This window comes from Mesorhizobium sp. B2-3-2, assembly GCF_006442295.1.
Taxonomy (GTDB): domain Bacteria; phylum Pseudomonadota; class Alphaproteobacteria; order Rhizobiales; family Rhizobiaceae; genus Mesorhizobium.
The window spans coordinates 437,048-456,513 of record NZ_VFWA01000003.1; the positions used below are offsets into that span (position 1 = coordinate 437,048).

Annotated in this window: 18 protein-coding genes and 1 riboswitch; of the genes, 12 read left to right on the top strand and 6 right to left on the bottom strand. The window is 63.1% G+C overall.

Features of this window, described 5'->3' with window-relative positions; translation table 11 throughout:
* From FJ964_RS10745 to FJ964_RS10775, 7 genes are all read left to right on the top strand, one after another.
* Window positions 1–825, top strand: a complete 825-nt coding sequence (locus FJ964_RS10745) for an ABC transporter permease (protein WP_140512801.1) — start codon at window positions 1–3, stop codon at window positions 823–825.
* Window positions 825–2,480 (top strand): ABC transporter ATP-binding protein, encoded by a 1,656-nt coding sequence (locus tag FJ964_RS10750; RefSeq protein WP_140550361.1) that lies wholly within the window; start codon window positions 825–827, stop codon window positions 2,478–2,480. Before FJ964_RS10745 ends, FJ964_RS10750 begins: the two co-directional genes overlap by 1 nt.
* 114 nt (window positions 2,481–2,594) lie before the next feature.
* Window positions 2,595–4,178 carry an ABC transporter substrate-binding protein gene (locus FJ964_RS10755; protein WP_140550362.1) on the top strand — a complete coding sequence of 528 codons (1,584 nt, stop codon included), beginning with the start codon at window positions 2,595–2,597 and terminating at the stop codon, window positions 4,176–4,178.
* 82 nt (window positions 4,179–4,260) lie between these two features.
* A complete protein-coding gene (locus FJ964_RS10760; protein WP_140550363.1) occupies window positions 4,261–5,100 on the top strand; it encodes an alkaline phosphatase family protein in 840 nt (279 codons plus the stop codon).
* Window positions 5,101–5,374: 274 nt separating this feature from the next.
* Window positions 5,375–5,941 carry a sigma-70 family RNA polymerase sigma factor gene (locus FJ964_RS10765; protein ID WP_140550364.1) on the top strand — a complete coding sequence of 189 codons (567 nt, stop codon included), beginning with the start codon at window positions 5,375–5,377 and terminating at the stop codon, window positions 5,939–5,941.
* A complete protein-coding gene (locus tag FJ964_RS10770) occupies window positions 5,938–6,606 on the top strand; it encodes an anti-sigma factor (RefSeq protein ID WP_140550365.1) in 669 nt (222 codons plus the stop codon). Before FJ964_RS10765 ends, FJ964_RS10770 begins: the two co-directional genes overlap by 4 nt.
* Window positions 6,596–8,029: a S8 family serine peptidase gene (locus tag FJ964_RS10775; protein ID WP_140550366.1), complete on the top strand. Its 1,434-nt coding sequence runs from the start codon at window positions 6,596–6,598 to the stop codon at window positions 8,027–8,029. Before FJ964_RS10770 ends, FJ964_RS10775 begins: the two co-directional genes overlap by 11 nt.
* A 77-nt stretch (window positions 8,030–8,106) precedes the next feature.
* Here FJ964_RS10775 and FJ964_RS10780 read toward each other — a convergent pair whose 3' ends face one another.
* On the bottom strand, window positions 8,107–9,453 hold the full coding sequence (locus FJ964_RS10780; RefSeq protein ID WP_140550367.1) for an FAD-binding oxidoreductase: 1,347 nt from the start codon (window positions 9,451–9,453) through the stop codon (window positions 8,107–8,109).
* Between the two features lie 162 nt (window positions 9,454–9,615).
* Entirely contained in the window at window positions 9,616–10,644 is a 1,029-nt protein-coding gene (locus FJ964_RS10785) for a substrate-binding domain-containing protein (RefSeq protein WP_140550368.1), read from the bottom strand.
* A 364-nt stretch (window positions 10,645–11,008) separates the two neighbouring features.
* On the opposite strand from FJ964_RS10785, the gene FJ964_RS10790 reads away from it, so the two are divergent.
* From FJ964_RS10790 to ugpC, 5 genes are all read left to right on the top strand, one after another.
* Entirely contained in the window at window positions 11,009–12,364 is a 1,356-nt protein-coding gene (locus tag FJ964_RS10790; RefSeq protein ID WP_140550369.1) for an ABC transporter substrate-binding protein, read from the top strand.
* 265 nt (window positions 12,365–12,629) lie between these two features.
* Complete coding sequence (locus FJ964_RS10795; RefSeq protein ID WP_140550370.1) at window positions 12,630–13,643, top strand: sugar ABC transporter permease; 1,014 nt, start codon at window positions 12,630–12,632, stop codon at window positions 13,641–13,643.
* A gap of 1 nt (window position 13,644) precedes the next feature.
* Entirely contained in the window at window positions 13,645–14,799 is a 1,155-nt protein-coding gene (locus tag FJ964_RS10800) for a carbohydrate ABC transporter permease (protein ID WP_140550371.1), read from the top strand.
* 4 nt (window positions 14,800–14,803) lie between these two features.
* Entirely contained in the window at window positions 14,804–16,468 is a 1,665-nt protein-coding gene (locus FJ964_RS10805) for an alpha-glucosidase (RefSeq protein WP_140550372.1), read from the top strand.
* 25 nt (window positions 16,469–16,493) lie between these two features.
* Window positions 16,494–17,606 carry a sn-glycerol-3-phosphate ABC transporter ATP-binding protein UgpC gene (ugpC, locus tag FJ964_RS10810; RefSeq protein ID WP_140550373.1) on the top strand — a complete coding sequence of 371 codons (1,113 nt, stop codon included), beginning with the start codon at window positions 16,494–16,496 and terminating at the stop codon, window positions 17,604–17,606.
* 96 nt (window positions 17,607–17,702) lie between these two features.
* On the opposite strand, the gene FJ964_RS10815 is transcribed toward ugpC, so the two are convergent.
* The 4 genes from FJ964_RS10815 to FJ964_RS10830 all read right to left on the bottom strand — a co-directional run bounded on the left by FJ964_RS10815 (window position 17,703) and on the right by FJ964_RS10830 (window position 18,761).
* A complete protein-coding gene (locus FJ964_RS10815; protein ID WP_140550374.1) occupies window positions 17,703–17,939 on the bottom strand; it encodes a DUF680 domain-containing protein in 237 nt (78 codons plus the stop codon).
* Between the two features lie 71 nt (window positions 17,940–18,010).
* Window positions 18,011–18,217: a DUF680 domain-containing protein gene (locus FJ964_RS10820; protein ID WP_140550375.1), complete on the bottom strand. Its 207-nt coding sequence runs from the start codon at window positions 18,215–18,217 to the stop codon at window positions 18,011–18,013.
* Between the two features lie 69 nt (window positions 18,218–18,286).
* Window positions 18,287–18,493, bottom strand: coding sequence for a DUF680 domain-containing protein (locus FJ964_RS10825; protein ID WP_140550376.1), 207 nt, complete (start codon window positions 18,491–18,493; stop codon window positions 18,287–18,289).
* Between the two features lie 70 nt (window positions 18,494–18,563).
* Window positions 18,564–18,761 carry a DUF680 domain-containing protein gene (locus tag FJ964_RS10830; RefSeq protein WP_140550377.1) on the bottom strand — a complete coding sequence of 66 codons (198 nt, stop codon included), beginning with the start codon at window positions 18,759–18,761 and terminating at the stop codon, window positions 18,564–18,566.
* 480 nt (window positions 18,762–19,241) lie between these two features.
* Window positions 19,242–19,444, top strand: a riboswitch (cobalamin riboswitch).
* The last annotated feature ends 22 nt before the right edge of the window (window positions 19,445–19,466 follow it).

Consider the following 19,466-nt stretch of genomic DNA (forward strand, 5'->3'; position numbering starts at 1 on the left):
ATGCTCGACATCAAACGCATCCCCGTGCCCGCACTGGTCGGCCTGGTGCTGACGGCCCTGTTCGTGTTGGCGGCCATCTTCGCGCCCTGGCTTGCGCCGCACGGCAATGGCGAGATCGTCGGCGACGTCTGGGAACCGATGTCGGCGGCGCATTGGCTGGGCACCGACAACCTTGGCCGGGATCTGCTGTCGCGCATGATCTACGGTGCGCGCATCACCCTGTTCATCGCAGTGCTCGCCACGGCGTTGTCCTTCTCGCTTGGCGCCATTCTCGGCTTTTCGGCGGCGGTGTTCGGCGGCTGGTTCGACACGCTGCTGTCGCGCCTCGTCGATCTCCTGATGTCGATCCCGACGCTGATCATGGGCCTTGTCGTGCTCTCGGTGCTGCCGACAAACCTGGTGACGCTGATCTTGGTGATGGGCATTCTCGACTCGACCCGAGTCTACCGCCTGTCGCGCGCGGTCGCCGTCGACATCAACGTCATGGACTATGTCGAAGCCGCCAAGCTGCGCGGCGAAGGCAGCGCCTGGATCATCTTCCGCGAGATCCTGCCCAATGCGCTGTCGCCGCTGGTCTCGGAACTCGGCTTGCGCTTCATCTATGCCGTACTGTTCCTGTCGACGCTCTCCTTCCTTGGCCTCGGCGTACAGCCGCCGGATGCCGACTGGGGCGGCATGGTCAAGGAAAACAAGGACGGCATCGTCTTCGGCATTGCCGCGGCGCTCATACCGGCGGCCGCGATCGCGGCGCTTGCGATCTCGGTCAATCTCGTCGCCGACTGGGTGCTCAACCGCACGACAAGCCTGAAAGGAGGACGCGGATGATGGCCGACAGCAAAGCGAAGTCCAGCCCGCTCCTCGATATCCGCAACCTGCGCATCGAGGCCATGGTCTATCCACCGGGGGAAGCGCCAAGGGCGATCACGCTCGTCCATGACGTCTCGCTGACGCTGGAGAAGGGCAAGGTGCTCGGCCTGATCGGCGAATCCGGTGCCGGCAAGTCGACCATCGGCCTGTCTTCGATGGGTTACGGGCGCGGCGGCGTGCGCATCACCGGCGGCGAGGTGCTCCTCAACGGCCGCGACATCCTCAAGGGCGGCAAGGAAGGTTTCCGCAAGCTGCGCGGCCGCGAGGTCTGCTATGTCGCGCAGTCCGCGGCAGCGGCGTTCAACCCGGCGCACAGGTTGATGGACCAGGTCGTCGAAGCCACCCTCCTGCACGGCAGGGCGACGCGCGCGGAGGCCGAGAAACGCGCCGTCGCGCTGTTCAAGAAGCTCAGCCTTCCCAATCCCGAAACCATCGGCGAGCGTTTCCCGCACCAGGTCTCCGGCGGCCAGCTGCAGCGTGTGATGACGGCGATGGCGCTGTGCTCGGAACCGGACCTGATCGTCTTCGACGAGCCGACGACGGCGCTCGACGTGACGACGCAGATCGACGTGCTGTCGGCGATCAAGGACGCCATCCGCGACACGCATGTGGCCGCGCTCTATATCACCCACGACCTCGCCGTCGTCGCCCAGGTGTCGGACGAGATCATGGTGCTGCGCCACGGCCGGCTGGTCGAATGGGGCGGCACCCGCCAGATCATCAAGGAACCGCGCCAGGAATACACCAACGCTCTGGTGTCTGTGCACGAGATCGAACACGCCGAGCAGAAACCCGGCGCCTCGCCATTCCTGTCCGTGAAGAACGTCACCGCCGCCTATGGCGGCGGCCATGTCAAGGTGCTGAAGAACGTCTCCGTCGATATCTATCCCGGCCAGACGCTGGCAGTGGTCGGCGAGTCCGGCTCTGGCAAGTCGACGCTGGCGCGCGCCATCACAGGGCTCCTGCCGCCCGAACAGGGCACGGTGACCTTCGACGGGCGCCCGCTGGCCAACCGGCTTGCCGACCGGCCGAAGGAGGATCTGCGGCAGCTGCAGATGATCTACCAGATGGCCGACGTGGCCATGAACCCGCGCCAGACCGTCGGCACCATCATCGGCCGGCCGCTGGAGTTCTATTTCGGCATGCGGGGACGTGAGCGCGACCGGCGCGTCGCCGAATTGCTCGACGAGATCGAGATGGGCAAAGGCTTCATCGACCGCTATCCGGCGGAGCTGTCGGGCGGCCAGAAGCAGCGCGTCTGCATCGCCCGCTCGCTCGCCGCCAAACCGAAGCTGATCATCTGCGACGAGGTGACCTCGGCGCTCGACCCGCTGGTGGCCAACGGCATTCTCAAGCTTTTGTTGAACCTGCAGCAGCATGAGAAGGTCGCATATCTCTTCATTACCCACGACCTTGCGACGGTAAGGTCGATCGCCGATTCGATCGCGGTGATGTATCGCGGCGAGGTGGTCCGTTACGGTTCCAAAAGCAAGGTGCTCACACCGCCTTTCGATGCCTATACCGACCTCCTGTTGTCCTCGGTTCCGGAAATGGAGATCGGCTGGCTGGAAAAGGCGATCAAGGGGCGACGCATGGCGAGCGCCGGGAACTAGCTAGCGGTTCGCCAGTCAAGGAGATGACGAACGTCATCCGCATGCAACACTGGAGGGCCACACGTCCTTCGGAGGGCAGCGCCTGTGTGCGGTTGTTTCAAAAAGGGGTAGGACATGAAGACTGAACTCGACCATCTCGCGGAACTCGCCGGCCAGGGCCGGATATCGCGGCGTGACTTTTTGGGCCGCACCGCGGCATTGGGCGTGTCGGCGGCGCTGGCAACGACGCTGGCCGGGAAAGCCTTCGCGCAGACGCCGGTCAAGGGCGGCATTCTCAAGGCCGGCCTGCAGGGCGGCGAATCCACCAACAGCCTCGATCCGGCGCTGAATCTAAGCCAGGTCACCTTCAGCTTCGGCAAGCAGTGGGGCGAATATCTGGTCCGCCTCACCCCCGACAACAAATTGGTCAACCTGATCGCCGAGGACATCGGCGCTTCCCCGGATGCCAAGACCTGGACGATCAAGATCCGCGACGGCATCGAGTTTCACAATGGCAAGACGGTCGGCGCGGAGGATGTCGCGGCCACCATCGAGCGCCACGCCGACGAGAAGTCGAAGTCGGGCGCACTCGGCATTCTCAAGAACATCAAGGGCATCAAGGCCAGCGGCAAGGAGGTCGTCGTCACGCTTGCCGACGCCGATGCCGACTTCCCCTATCTGATGGCCGACTATCATCTCGTCATCCAGCCCAATGGCGGCAAGGACGATCCGAACGCGGGCATCAGCGCCGGCCCCTATAAGGTGACCGTCAACCAGCCGGGCGTGCGTCATGGCGGCGAGCGCTTCGCCAATTACTGGCAGGGCGACAAGGCGGGCCATGCCGACCAGGTCGAGATCGTCGTCATCAACGATGCGACGGCGCGGCTGGCGGCCCTGCAGGGCGGCCAGGTGCACATGATCAACCGCGTCGAGCCCAAGGTGGTCGATCTCGTCAAGCGCATCCCCGGCGTCAGCATCGAGAACGTTTCGGGCAAGGGCTATTACCCATTCAACATGTTCTGCGACACCGCGCCCTTCGACAATGGCGATCTCAGGATGGCGCTCAAGCTCGCCATGGACCGCGACGAGATGCTGGAAAAGATCCTGCGCGGCTATGGTTCGGTCGGCAACGACTTCCCGATCAACGAGGCCTATCCGCTGTTTTCGGCCATAGAACAGCGCAAGTTCGACCCGGAAAAGGCTGCAGCGCTCTACAAGAAGTCGGGCCACAGCGGCTCGATCCTGCTGCGCACCTCCGACGTCGCCTTCCCCGGGGCCGTCGATGCGGCGCAGCTCTATCAGCAGAGTGCCGCCAAGGCAGGCATCAAGATCGAGATCAAGCGCGAGCCGGGCGATGGCTATTGGTCGGAGGTCTGGAACAAGCAGCCTTTCTCGCTGTCTTACTGGGGCGGGCGTGCCACGCAGGACCAGATGTATTCCACCGGCTATGTGTCGAGCGCCGACTGGAACGACACGCGCTTCAAGCGGCCCGAGTTCGACAAGATGCTGTTTGCGGCGCGCGGGGAGCTCGACCAGGAAAAGCGCAAGGCGATCTATCACGACATGGCCGTGCTGATGCGCGACGAAGGCGGATTGATCGTCCCTTTCTTCAACCAGTTCATCGACGCCGCCACCAACAAGGTCGGCGGCTTCGCCAAGAGCCCGATCGGCGAGATGATGGACGGCTACGCGCTTGGCGAATGCTGGCTGAACGCCTGACGTCAGGTCCCTGCCGAAAGCGCCGCGCGTCCGTGCGACACGCGGCGCGCTCGTTTCACCCGACAATCGCATGGAGCAGTTCGTGGCGCTCAAGACCAAACTGTTGCTGATCATCCTCGACGGCGTGCCGTACCGAAACTGGCGCCGACTGATGGGCAATCTCGAAGGCTGGGTGCAGTCGGGCGAAGCGCGGGTATGGAAGATGCGCTCGGTGCTGCCGTCGACCTCGGCCTGCTGCTACGCTTCGATCCATACCGGGGTGCCGCCGCAGGCACATGGCATTCTTTCCAACGAGAACCGCTTCCGCGTCAGCCAGCCCGACATCTTCTCGGAGGTCACCAAGGCCGGCGGCACAACCGGCGCGGTCACCCACTCCTACTGGTCGGAGTTCTTCCGTTCCTACCCGTTCGACCTCGTCGAGGACATGGAGTATGACGAGCCGGGCGGGCCGATCACGCATGGCCGCTTCCACACCATGACCGGCTACAACGCGCGCAACCAGATGACGCCGAGCGATGTCGACCTGTTCGCGACGCTGACCATGCTGAGCAGCCGCCACGGCATAGACTACGGCATCCTGCATACCTGCACGCTGGACTCGATGGGCCATCGTTTCGGCCATGACTGTCATGAGATGGACCATGCCTGCTACGCGATGGACGGCATGCTGGCTGCATTCCTGCCGCGCTGGCGCGATGCCGGCTATGAGGTGATCGTCACCGCCGATCATGGCCAGACCGACCGCGGCCACCATGGCGGCCATGATGACGAGATGCAGGATTTCGCGCTGTATTATTTCGGCGGCGGCAACGGACCGGATGCCGACACGTTGCTCGACCAATTGCAGGTGGCACCGACGGTTCTGAGCCGGCTTGGCGTGTCGGTGCCGGCGACGATGAAGGCGAAGCCTTTCCTGCGCTAGCTCCCCTTCTCCCCTTGTGGGAGAAGGTGTCGCCGAAGGCGACGGATGAGGGGTGCTCCAGAGAACACCAACGCCTCACTCCGCTGGAACACCCCTCATCCGTCTCGGCGCTAGCGCGCCGATCCACCTTCTCCCACAAGGGGAGAAGGAAAAAGCACACCTACTGGCAACGCTCATCTTCTTCGGTTAGCCTCCGCAAATTCCTTGGCGGAGGATGAACCTTTTTGGACCGACCAGCGACAGAGCAGGCAGGAGCCAGGCGGCTCGATCGGCCATGACGGCCGCGATGGAAACCGATCGCGCGCTTGTCGAGCGGGTCGCGAAGGGCGACCGGGCCGCTGTGCGGCTCCTGTTCATGCGCCACCACGCGCGGATATACCGCTTCGTGGCGCGCCAGACGGGATCGGAAATGATGGCTGACGATATCGCGAACGAGGTGTTCCTCGAACTGTGGCGCCAGGCGCCGGGTTTCGAGGGACGTTCCGAAGTCTCGACATGGCTGCTCGGCATCGCCCGCTTCAAGGCGCTGTCCCTGTTGCGCAAGAAAAAGGAAGACTGGATCGACGACGAGGCCGCCGCCGCGGTGCCCGACAGCGCCGATACGCCCGAGATCGTTACCATGAAGGAGGACAAGAGCACCGCCCTGCGCCGCTTCATCGATGCCTTGCCGCATGAGCATCGTGTGGTAATCGATCTCGCCTATTATCAGGGGCAATCGGTGACCGAGATCGGCGAGGTGCTCGACATCCCGGTCGCGACCGTCAAGACCCGGATGTTTTATGCCCGCAAGAAACTCGGCGAGGCCCTCAAGGCCGCCGGTTACGACAGGGGGTGGCCATGAGCGCCGCTGAAAAGATGTCGCGCCGCGATGAAATGGAAACGCTGCTGCCGTTCTACCTGAACGGTTCGCTGGAAGGCTCGGAGCTGGAGGCCGTCGAGGAATGGCTGGCCAACGATCCGGCGGCGATGGCGGCTCTTGGCGAGGCGGAGGCCGAATTCTCCAGCACCGCGGCCGTCAATGAGGCGATCCGTCCGCCGGCCGATGCGCTGAGCCGCTTTTCCAGGGCGCTCGATGCCGAGGCTGGCCCGGTGCGCGCCGCCGCCGGTTCGTCCTGGCTGGCGCAGGTCTGGAGCCGCTTCATGGCGCTGCCGGTCGGCGTCGCCTGGGCGGCGGCCGCGGCTCTGCTGGCGCTGGTCATGGTGCAGTCGTTCGTGCAGCCCGGCGGCAAGGGCGGCAATTTCGAGATCGCGGGCGCGCAGGACGAGATGGCGAAGATGCCGTTCGCCCTGGTCAAGTTCAAGCCCGACGCGAAAATGTCCGACATCGCCGCCTTTCTCGACAGCAGCGGACTGAAGATCCTGGACGGACCGGCCGCCGGGGGCGTGTTCCGGCTTGGCATTCCGGCCGCGAACGCGGCCGACTATACTAGGCAACTCGGCCTTGTTGCCGCCCAGCCTTTCACCGACACCGTGATCGAGGGAAGGAAACCGGCCGATGGCGGCTGAGGCGGTCATTCGATTTGCGGCAATCCTTGCGGCGGCGATGACGATCGCCACCGGGCCTGCGTCGGCGCAAGGCAACGACACCAATGCCAACCGGGGAAAGATCGACTGCCGCGACGGCGCCAATGCGGCAGGCCCCGACTGTGCCAAGGACGGCAACGCCGGCGGCGACAGTGGCGGCGCGGCGGACGCCGTGTTTCTTCCCGCCCTGATCGTCGACCTGTTCCCCAATCCGGCCGCTCCCGCGGCACCGGTGCCGACGCCACGGCCGGACCCGGTGGCGCCGCCCGCCGGCACGCAGGCCGGACCGCCTTCGGGCGGGCCGATCGTCTCGCCGAGCGATCTCATCGCCGTTCAGCCGCCACGCGCCGTGGCCGGCGATTTCGTGCCCGACGAGGTGCTGGTCACCGTCGATGGCGATGCGGGCGCCGTGCAGCAGATCGCCGCTTCCTTCGGCCTCGATGTGCGCTCGCAGCGCCAATCGTTTCTGCTCGGCACCACACTTGTGCGCTTCGGCATTCCCGACGGCCGCCCGGTCGGCGTCGTGCTGGCGCAGCTTGCTGCCGACGGCCGCACGCAGCGGCGCGAGCCCAACCATATCTATTCGCTGCAGCAGGCGGCGGGCATCGTCAACTATGCGTTCGAGCGCATCGCGCTCGATTCCAGCCAGGCGAGCGGCGAGAACGTCCGCGTCGCTGTCATCGACACCGGCATCGATGAGACCAATCCGGCACTGGCCGGGGTCATCGCCGGCCAGTTCGACGCCATGCCCGACGTGGCGGTCGAAAAGCGCGATCACGGTACCTCGATCGACGGGCTGATCGCCGGCGTCGGCGCGCTCAAGGGCATGGCGCCCGGCGCCAGGATCTATCACGCACGTGCCTTCGAAGGCGGCAAGTCGACCATGGACGTCATCCTGTCGGCGCTCGACTGGGCGGCAAGCCAAGACGTGCGCATCATCAATATGAGTTTCGTCGGTCCGAAAAACGACCTGCTCGGCGTCGCCTGCCGCAATGCACGCGCGCTCGGCATGGTTCTTGTCGCCGCCGCCGGCAACAACGGGCCCAAGGCGCCCTATGGCTACCCGGCCGCCTTCGACGGCGTCATCGCGGTGACCGCCACCGACGCCCGGGATGGGCTGATGCCGCAGGCCAATCGCGGCGCCTATGTCTTCATCTCGGCGCCGGGCGTCGAGATGGTGGCGCCGAGCGGCGCGGGCTCGGATGTGGTCACCGGCACTTCTTTTGCGGCGGCGATCGTCAGTGGTGCCATCGCCAATCTCATCCATGCTTCGCCCGACCGATCGGCCGACGCCATCGAAAAGGCGCTTGCCGCAACGGCCCGGGATCTCGGTTCGAAAGGGCGGGACGATGATTTCGGCTACGGGCTGCTGGACATCAAGGCCGCCGAGACAGCGAAGGAATGATCCTTGGCGACACGCCCCTAAATTCAGTCGACGGCTATTTGCGACGGCCGAGACGGAGCGAATGCTGGACTAAACATCTAGAGGGCCGGACCCAACCGAACGGCGCTTCCATCATAGAAGCGTGACAGCCGAAAGCGGCTGAGATCATGCCCACTCGCGTTACCCTGAATCAGGTCGGAAACGACGCGACCGATTCCAGGTCCGATACCGAATCCGTGACCACTCATTCCCGTCGCGACGAAAAGACCGACGACTGCCCGCGCGTGGTCCACGACGGGGACGACATCGGGCATGGCGTCGATCATGCCTCCCCACCCTGCCTTCAAGCGAACTGTTTCGAACTGTGGAAAGAGGCGTCTGAAATTGCGCTCTACAGAACGGAGACCGGAGCATTCAGCGGCCGGGTTGAGCACCCGCATTCTTTCGAAAGGACTCCGGGAATCCGGGGTCCAATCGCGCGGAATCGACCAGCTGTCAGGGTAACCCGATGGAGCGTACGGAAAGTAGCGGGTTCCGAGCGGATTGGCCATGAGGGCGGGAAGGTACTTGGTGGCGTGCCGGAATGCGTCAGGCCCCAGGTAGAGCAAATTACTGCCTCCGGGGGCGAGCGTGTATCCGCCATCCTGTCGGCGCCTGAAAGCGATGTGTTCGTCCGCTGCCGCACCTGCATAGATTTCAGGCATAGGCTCCGTTGCGGCTACGGTTACCCTGACGCTGAGTTGGGGGATGGAGACGCCGTGTCTTCTCAGGAAGAGGGACGACCAGGCGCCGCCCGCGACCAGTACGCTGGAGGTTTCAATATATCCCGCCTCGGTCCACACTCCTCTGATCCTGCCAGCTGAGATTTCGAGGATTCGCGCTGCGCAATTCTCTATGATCTTGGCGCCTTTTCGGACGGCAAGACGAGCAAGCGCAGGCACCGCCAACCAAGGCTCCGCGCGCATGTCGGAGGGCGTCGTCATTGCGCCCTTGAACTTGCGCGACATGCCCTTGATGAGTTTCGCGGTTTCGTCCGCGTCCAGGAGGCGAGTGTCGAGCCCATGGATCGCGGCGATCTTCATGAACTCTTCGAAACCGGCCATGTCCTTGTCGGAGTTCGCCAGATAGGTCACACCTGTCTGATCCAGCCCGATGTCTTCGCCGCATTCCTCAGCCAGTTGCCGCCATAGGCGAAAAGCCTCGATGACAATTGGCAGTTCATCTGCGTCGCGCCCCTGCTTTCGAATCCAGCCCCAATTTCGGGACGATTGTTCGGCCGCAACGCGGCCTTTTTCCAGCAGCGTGACCGGAATGTTCCGCTTCGCCAGAAAAAGAGCCGTCGTTACGCCGATGATGCCGCCACCAATGATGACCACCTCCGAACGCTTCGGCGGTGGGCCAGGATGTTGGATTGGATCCATTTCGGAGAACGGGAATATCGGCAAGTGGGCATCCAGGAGAACTGGTTGATGGCTTTGGCTTACTGGTTGCCACCCTCTAAAAGCCAAAGCAAGCGCGGTGCAGGCAGACCACTATCCATGACACTGCAACCGATCTTCCGGCAACGCCCGCAAGCGGTCTAACTCGGCCCACCGGAGCGACTGGCTCTATCCCAGAGCAGGGGCTCCGGCGACCGATCCCCTGATCACCAGATCGACCGGCCAGACCTCGCCGCGCGGGCCCTCCTCCAGCCCCGATATCCGTGCCGCCAGGCGCTCGGCGATGCGGGCGCCGGCGAGCCGGATCGAGGAGCGCGTCGTCGACAGCGGCACGGAGAAGTTCTCCGGCTTCAGCCAGGGAAAGACGTCGTCATGGGCGATCAATGAGATGTCGCCGGGGATGCTCAGGCCAAGGTCGCGCACGGCGCGCACGACTCCCAGCGCCATGATCAGGCTGGAGCAGGCGATCGCGGTGGGCGCGCCATCCTGTTCGAGCAGGCGCCGGGCGGCGCGATAGCCGTTCTCCTCGGTCATGGCGACGGAACAGACATGGCGGTCGCCCAGGGTCAGGCCGCTCGCGGCGAGCGCCCGGCGCACACCTCGCTCGCGATGCACGGCGAACGTTTCGCGGTCATCGCCATTGATCAGCGCCAGCCGCCGGTGGCCGAGCTGGACGAGCAGTCGCGCCGCCTCGTGAAACGCGCCCTCATTGTCGATGTCGAGATAGGGATAGTCGAAATCGAAACCTTCGCTGCGGCCATGGATGATGAAGGGTATACCGAGCGTATTGACCAGCGCCACGCGCCGGTCGGCCGGCGTCGGCGAGGAGATGTAAACGGCGTCGACCTGGCGGTTGGCGACGATGCGCCGGTAAGTCGTCTCCTGGTCGTCGGCGTCGGCGGGAGACAGCACCAGGTCGAGCTCGTGCGAGCGCGCATAGTCGCCAAGGCCGGACAGGAATTCGACGAAGTGCGGGTCGATGTCGACGGCAGCACCCGTCGGCAAGACATAGCCGATCATTCCGGACTTGCCGGTCGCAAGCCGGCGCGCGCTCGGATTGGGGCGATAGCCATGGCGCTTGGCGGCGTCCATGACGCGCCGGCGCGTCTCTTCGTTGACCTCGGGATAGCCGTTCAGCGCCCGGCTTACCGTGGTCTGCGAAAGCGCCAGCATATGCGCGAGCTGCTTCAGGTTCACGAGAGGCCTCCATTCCTCAAAGCGCTTTTAAATTGAATCGACCCAAGTCTTGCAACAGGCTCGGCACACCATGACGACCATAGGCGGGCTTGGGGCAGGTTTGAAACATAAATTGCTGCTGCATTGCCAAAAAAAGCGTGCTGCAGCGCGATATCCCAGGCATCGAACCCCGAGATTAAATCGATTAACTTGTTGCACCTCTTGACTTCAGGACGATTCAATGGCGAGATCGAAAAAGCCAAAGCGCTTTGGAAGACTCTTCGAAAGGTTGCGGTTCCTTTCCGACTGAGTCACAGTCCTGCGGCGTCGGCGGGCGGAATGGAGGTTCCGTCCGGTGTTTGTGACCCACTGGGAGGGAATACCGATGAAGAAAATGCTTTTGCTGGGCGCCGCGCTTGCCGTGCTCGCCCTCGGCGCGCCCGCGCAGGCCGAACTGAAATTCAAGCCGGGCGAGGACAAGCGTTTCAACTGGGCAAACTACGAAGAGCTCAAGAAAGTCGACCTCAAGGGCGAGACATTGTCGATCTTCGGGCCATGGCGCGGCGAGGACGAGGCCCTGGTTCGCGGTGTACTCGATTATTTCTCGGAAGCCACCGGCGCCGAGATCAAATATTCCTCCTCGGAAAATTACGAACAGCAGATCGTCATCGACACGCAGGCCGGCAGCCCGCCCAACATCGCCGTTCTGCCGCAACCCGGCCTGATCCAGGATCTCGCTTCCAAGGGTCTCCTAACGCCGCTCGGCGACGACACCGCCAAATGGGTCAAGGACAATTACGGCGCCGGCCAGTCATGGGTCGACCTCGGCACCTTCAAGGACAAGGACGGCAAGCCGGGCTTCTTCGCCTTCCCCTACAAGGCCGACGTGAAATCGCTGGTCTGGTACTCGCCCGACAATTTCGAGGAAGCCGGCTACAAGGTGCCGAAAACGCAGGAAGAACTCGCCGACCTCGAGAAGAAGATCATCGCCGACGGCGGTACGCCATGGTGCATCGGGCTCGGATCGGGCGGCGCCACCGGCTGGCCGGCGACGGACTGGGTGGAAGACCTCATGCTGCGCACGCAGTCTCCGGAAACCTACGACAAATGGGTGAAGAACGAGATCCCGTTCAACGACCCGGCAGTGGTCAACGCAATCGATATCTTCGGCAAGATCGCGACCGACGACAAGATGGTCGATGGCGGCGCCAAGGCGGTTGCGGCGACCGATTTCCGCGACAGCCCCAAGGGCCTCTTCGCGGTGCCGCCGAAATGCTACCTGCACCATCAGGCGTCGTTCATCCCGACCTTCTTCCCGGAAGGCACGAAGATCGGCCAGGATGCGGATTTCTTCTACTTCCCGCCCTACGCGTCCAAGCCCGAACTGGGCACTCCCGTGCTCGGCGCCGGAACGCTGGCGATGATCACCAAGGACTCGAAGGCCGCCCGCGCCTTCATCGAATTCCTGAAGATGCCGCTCGCTCATGAGATCTGGATGGCCGAAGGCGGTTTCGTCACCCCGTTCAAGGCGGTCAACAAGGATGCCTATGCCAGCGATGCGCTGCGCAAGCAGGGCGAGATCCTGGCCAACGCCTCGACTTTCCGTTTCGACGGGTCGGACCTGATGCCGGGCAAGATCGGCGCCGGCGCCTTCTGGACCGGCATGATCGACCTGGTCGGCGGCAAGTCGGCGCAGGACGTCGCCACCGACATTCAGAAGAGCTGGGACGCGATCAAGTAAGAGCCGCACCCGCGGAGGCCTAGGCTTCCACCTCCCGAGCGGATCCGGGCCAAACTGGCCCGGATCCGACCGGCCCATCGCAACATCCCAGCCCGGCCGACCGGGACGGATCAGGTTCCAGTCGTGACGGCGTAGACATTCCGGCATGCGGCGGGCACGGAGCCACACGCTTCCCTGCCTGCTCGCGCTCAAACAACGAGATCGGCGCGCGGCGCAATCGCAAGGATCGTTTCCATCCTGGCGGGTCGTGCAGGGAGAGGGACCCATGGCGGCTCAGATTTTCTCGGCCATATTCGTCATCATCATCGGCGTCGGCGGCTGCGTCGCCTATTTCTGGGGCGCCAACAAACTGCTCGACGTCACCTTTCCCTCGCGCGGCGTCGCGGGGGCCGCCGCCGTCGACAATCTGCGCCGGCAGGGGCTGATCCGGCCCTGGCTGTTCGTCGGCCCGGCGATGATCATCCTGACCATCTATCTCATCTATCCGGTGGTCGAGACGCTGCGGCTGTCCTTCCTCGATCGCGGCGGCGTCAATTTCGTCGGCCTGGCCAACTATCAATGGGCCTTCGGCGACCGCGAGTTCCGCAATTCGATCCTCAACAATGTGCTCTGGCTGGCCGTAGTGCCCGCCGCCTGCACCTTCCTTGGCCTGATCATCGCCGTGCTTACGGACAAGATCTGGTGGGGCACGATCGCCAAGAGCCTGATCTTCCTGCCGCTGGCGATCTCCTTCGTCGGCGCCAGCGTCATCTGGAAATTCATCTATGAGTATCGCGGCGACGGCCAGACGCAGATCGGCATCCTGAACGCCATCATCCAGCATTTCGGCGGCCAGCCGCAGGTCTGGATATCGCTGCCGTTCTGGAACAATTTCTTCCTGATGGTGATCCTGATCTGGATCCAGACCGGCTTTGCCATGGTCATCCTGTCTTCGGCGCTGCGCGGTATTCCGGAAGAGACGCTGGAGGCCGCCGTCATCGACGGCGCCAATCCGTTCCAGATCTTCTGGAAAATCATGGTGCCGCAGATCTGGGGCACCATCGCCGTGGTCTGGACCACGATCACCATCCTGGTGCTCAAGGTATTCGACATCGTGCTGACCATGACCAACGGCCAATGGAACAGCCAGGTGCTGGCCAATCTGATGTTCGACTGGATGTTCCGCGGCGGCGGTGATTTCGGCCGCGGCGCGACAATCGCCATCATCATCATGATCGCGGTCATTCCGATCATGGTCTGGAACATACGCCAGGCCAACAAAGAGACGGGAGGACATTGAGATGACCGTCGCGACCGGAAACTCCTTCGCCAGCCGCTTCGGCGTTCACATCGCCGTGCTGGTCTTCGTTGCGATCTGGACCATGCCGACGCTCGGCATTCTGGTATCGTCGCTGCGCGACAAGGACCAGATCATCGCCTCGGGCTGGTGGAACTCGTTCGCCAGTTCCAGCCAGACCGAAGCCGGACGCCTGCCGCCCGCCTCGGCGCAGGTCGAGAAGGACGGCAAGTTCGTCCTCCAGGGCAACATTTTCGGCGATGGCGCGGCGCGCGAGATCAGCGCCTTCGGCGTCAAGTCGGCGGCACCGACGCAATTTCCGGCCGGCACATCGGCCGATCTCGGCGAGGGCGTTACCTTGCAGCTCAATGCCGACGGCAGCTTCGTCATGACCTCGCCCAAGGCGTTCGAGGGCGACCGCGGCCAGCGCGTCTACTATGCCTCCTCGGCGCCGCCGAAATTCACCACCGACAACTACAGGACCGTGCTGTTTTCGGAAGGCATCGGCCGCTCCTTCATGAATTCGCTGACCGTCACTATCCCGGCGACCGTCATCCCGATCCTCATCGCCGCCTTTGCGGCTTACGCTCTGGCTTGGATGCGCTTTCCCGGGCGCGCGCTTCTGATCGCGGTCATCATCGGCCTCTTGGTGGTGCCGCTGCAGATGTCGCTGATCCCGCTGTTGAAGCTCTATAACGGCGTCGGCGCCTTCTTCGGCGTGCCCTCCAAGACCTATCTCGGCATCTGGCTGGCGCATACCGGCTTCGGGCTGCCCTTCGCCATCTATCTCTTGCGGAGCTACATTGCCGGCCTGCCGCGCGAGATCATGGAATCGGCGCGCATCGACGGCGCCAGCGATTTCGAGATCTTCGTCAAGATCGTGCTGCCGCTGTCATTTCCCGTGCTGGCGTCCTTCGCCATCTTCCAGTTCCTGTGGGTATGGAACGATCTCCTGGTGGCGATGGTTTTCCTTGGCACGGAGGCGGATCAGATCGTGCTGACCGCCAAGCTCAATGCCTTGCTCGGCTCGCGTGGCGGCGACTGGGAGATCCTGACGACGTCGGCTTTCGTGACCATCATCGTGCCGCTGATCGTGTTCTTCTCTTTGCAGCGCTATTTCGTCCGTGGGCTGCTCGCAGGCTCGGTGAAAGGAGGCTGAAACCATGCAATCCGCTTTGAAAGCCAGTTCGAGGCCCGATCTCGCCGTCGATAGCGACTGGTGGCGAGGTGCCGTGATCTACCAGATCTATCCACGCAGCTATCAGGACTCGAATGGCGACGGCATCGGCGACCTCAAGGGCATCATCGGCAGGCTTGCCTATATCGCCGCGCTCGGCGCGGATGCCATCTGGATCTCGCCCTTCTTCAAATCGCCGATGAAGGATTTCGGCTACGATGTCTCGGATTATTGCGACGTCGACCCGATGTTCGGCACGCTGGCCGATTTCGACGCGCTGACGGCGGAGGCGCACAGGCTGGGGCTGAAGGTGATGATCGACGAGGTGCTGTCGCACACCGCCGACATCCATCCCTGGTTCAGGGAAAGCCGATCGAATCGCAGCAATCCGAAAGCCGACTGGTATGTCTGGGCCGATCCCAGCCCGGACGGCACGCCGCCCAACAACTGGCTGTCGATCTTCGGCGGATCGGCCTGGCAATGGGACACCAGCCGCCAGCAATACTACCTGCACAACTTCCTCGCGGAACAGCCGGACCTCAATTTCCACAACGGTGAAGTCCAGGACGCGCTGCTCGACGTCACCCGCTTCTGGCTGGAGCGCGGTGTCGACGGGTTTCGCCTCGACACGATCAATTTCTACTTCCACAGCCAGGGGCTGGAAAACAACCCGCCGCTGCCGCCGGAACAGCGCAACGACCAGACCGCACCCGCGGTCAATCCCTACAACTACCAGGACCACATCTACGACAAGAGCCGTCCGGAGAACCTCGGCTTCCTCGAACGCTTCCGCGCCCTGCTCGACGAATATCCGGCAACGGCCGCGGTCGGCGAGGTTGGCGATTCACAGCGCGGGCTGGACGTTGTCGCGGCCTATACAGCCGGCGGCAAGCGCGTGCACATGTGCTATTCCTTCGATTTCCTGGCGCCGGAAAAGATCAGCGCCGCGAAGGTCCGTTCGGTGCTGGAGACCTTTGGCAAAGTTGCCAGCGACGGCTGGTCGTGTTGGGCCTTCTCCAATCATGACGTGATGCGCCCGGCTTCGCGCTGGGCCGCCAACGAAGCCGACCCGACCGCCTATCTCAAGGTTATCTCGGCATTGCTGATGTCCTTGCGCGGCTCGGTCTGCATCTATCAGGGCGAGGAATTGGGGCTCGGCGAAGCCGAATTGCGGTTCGAGGATCTGCAAGATCCCTACGGCATCCGCTTCTGGCCGGAATTCAAGGGCCGCGACGGCTGCCGCACGCCGATGGTGTGGGACGGCAACGCCAGGAATGGCGGCTTCTCCCAGGCAAAGCCGTGGCTGCCCGTGCCGGCCAAGCACCTGTCGCAAGCCGTCAATGTGCAGCAAGGCGACGAGCATTCGCTGCTCGAACACTACCGGCGTTTTCTCGGCTTCCGCCGCGCCCATCCGGCGCTGGCCAAGGGCGATATCAGCTTCATCGCAAGCCAGGGCGACACTGTCGCCTTCACGCGCCGCGCGGGCAACGAGCAGATCGTCTGCGTCTTCAACCTGGGATCGGGGCCGGCGGAGGTTGACCTTGGCGGCCGATCGCTGCAACCTTTGCCCGGACACGGATTTTCGGGACAGGCGAGCACCAGCTCCATCCGTCTCGGCGGCTACGGCGCCTGGTTCGGGCGTATCGACTGAATTCTAGGGACCACTGGAGAGAAACATGGCCGATGTCACGCTGAGGCAAGTGAAGAAATCATACGGCAATCTCAATATTCTGCACGGCATCGACCTCGACATCAAATCGGGCGAGTTCATCGTTTTCGTCGGTCCGTCGGGCTGCGGCAAGTCGACATTGCTGCGCTCGATCGCCGGGCTTGAGGAGATCACCTCGGGCGAGCTCAGAATTGCCGGCGAGGTCGTCAACGACGTGCCGCCGTCGAAGCGCGGCATCGCCATGGTGTTTCAGTCCTACGCGCTCTATCCGCATATGACGGTCTACGACAACATGGCGTTCTCGATGAAGATCGGCAAGGAAAGCAAGGCCGAGATCGACAAGCGCGTGCGCCAGGCGGCAGAGATCCTGCAGCTGACCAACTATCTCGACCGCCTGCCCAAGGCGATGTCGGGCGGCCAGCGCCAGCGCGTGGCCATCGGCCGCGCCATCGTGCGCAACCCGAAAGTGTTCCTGTTCGACGAACCGCTGTCGAACCTCGACGCCGCGCTGCGCGTCGCCACCCGCATCGAAATCGCCAAGCTCAAGGAATCGATGCCCAACACCACCATGATCTACGTCACGCACGATCAGGTGGAGGCGATGACGCTGGCCGACCGCATCGTGGTGCTGAAGGAGGGCCATATCGAGCAGGTCGGCACACCGATGGAGCTCTACAAGAAACCCGGCAATCTGTTCGTTGCCCAGTTCATCGGCTCGCCGGCCATGAACATCCTGCCGGCGACCATCGACAAATCAGGCAATCCGACCGTCATCAGTCATGTCGGCGGCCGCAAGGCTACGGTGCCGATCACGACGCCGGCCTCGGCCAAGGGCGCCTCGGTGAGCTTCGGCGTGCGGCCGGAGGACCTGACGATCGCCAGCGGCACGGACTATCTCTTCGAAGGGACGGTGGACTATGTCGAGCAGCTCGGCGAGGTGCAACTCGTCTATGTCGACATCGGCCGCGCCGACCTACCGCTGGTGACCAAGCTGCCGGGCAATGTCGAGGTCAAGCGCGGGGCGACGCTGCGGCTGAGCGCCGACGCCGGAGACCTTCATATCTTCGACGCGGATGGGCGATCCTTCGCGCTGCACGAGACGGAAGCGAAGGCGGCCTGAGAGCAGGCCATGAATTGCATGAATTAATTGCCGGCCACGCAAAAACAGGAGCGGCGAGCAAAGCCCGCCTCTCCTGTTTGATATCAGCTTCGGCTGTTAGTGGCCGAAGAGATTCCGGTCACTGCCCTGAGGGGCGGACTTCTGTACGTCACCCGAGGAATTGAGCAGCTTGTAGACGGGCGAACCGCTGTCGCGGATCGAAGCCGTGTGCGACTTGTCGACCGAGGTGACGGCAGGCTGGTTGGCACCATTGGAGCCGTAATTGTCGCTGGCGGCCAAAGCGCTGCCGGAAACGGCCAGAACGGCGGCGGCGGCAAGGATGATCTTCTTCATTTCAAGTCTCCTGAATTCTCAAATTCCACCGCAGTGGCGGGCTTACCCGCCAGCTGCTGAAGGATCGGCTGTTAGTTGTTGCCGAAGAGGTTACGATCGGCACCCTGAACAGGGGCCTGAGCAGCCGGAGTCGACGTCCTGGTCGAAGCGGTGTACGAGCTGTCGGTCGACGTGGCCGCGGGCTGATTGGCGCCATTGGAGCCATAATTGTCGCTGCCGGCGAAAGCGCCGCCCGAAACAGCCAGAACGGCGGCGGCAGCAAGGATGATCTTCTTCATTTCAAGTCTCCTGAATTTTCGAATTTCGCCAGGACGGCGGAAGGCCCGCCGTCAACTGGAGATCGGCTGTTAGTTGTTGCCGAAGAGGTTGCGGTCGGCACCCTGAACAGGCGCCTGGGTAGACGGCGCGGACTTCTGGACCGAAGCCGTGTGCGCGTTGTCGACCGAGGTGACGGCAGGCTGGTTGGCGCCATTGGAGCCATAGTTGTCGCTGCTGGCGAAAGCACTGCCCGAAACGGCCAGAACGGCGGCGGCAGCAAGAACGATCTTCTTCATTTCAAGTCTCCTGAATTCTCAAATTTCGCCAGGACGGCGGAAAAGCCCGCCGTCAACTGGAGATCGGCTATTAGTTGTTGCCGAAGAGGTTGCGATCGGCGCCCTGGACAGGCGTCTGGGCAGCCGGTTCCGACTTCTTGGTCGAAGCGGTGTACGGGCTGTCGACGGCGGTGGCCGCAGGGGCATTCGAACCATAGTGGTCGCTACCAGCGAAGGCGCTGCCGGAAACAGCCAGAAGGGCGGCGGCAGTGAGAATGATCTTTTTCATTTTTGATACTCCAGTATTTTTCCCGTCCGTCTAGCGGCGTGTCTTGGGAGGAAATCGCGTCGTTCGGACAGCCCCGATGTGGGAAAGCCATACCGCCATTTCCAATCACGAAGTTTTTCCGCGTGGACCAAGTTTCCACCACTTGAAATTGTGCCAGGGCCTTCTACATTCGTTTTTTTCCGTTTACTATCAGATAGTTAGGTAAACTGATCGTGCGATCACCAACTGTGTCGAAGGCGCAGTGTTCACACCGTCCTGCACGCATCGTCAACAGAAACGAACCGTTCGGTTCGATTTTAGAGGGCGCTAATAGTCACTTTTCGAAACCGTTAACCTTTTTTGGCTCCGCCACGAGTTGAATTCCGAGGCGGCGAGCCGAGCCTTTCTGCCCCTTCAACGACGGCCGCACCGTTTCCAATGCGTGTCGCGCGGCATTGATGCGATGTCGTTTTCATGCCGACGACAAGTCGGCGATCATGGTTAGATCCTGCCATCTCGGGTGCCGCCACGTGACGACGAGGCGGAGAATTGGGAAGCCGGTCAGAATCCGGCGCTGCCCCCGCAACGGTGGTGGAGTTCAGGTCGCGACGGGAGACCACTGGGCAAAGGCCTGGGAAGGTGTCGCGACAGTCCGCAAGGACAGCTCCAGAGCCCGGAAACCAGCCTGAGATGTTGGACTCGACTGATCGCGGCGGGCGGTCAAGA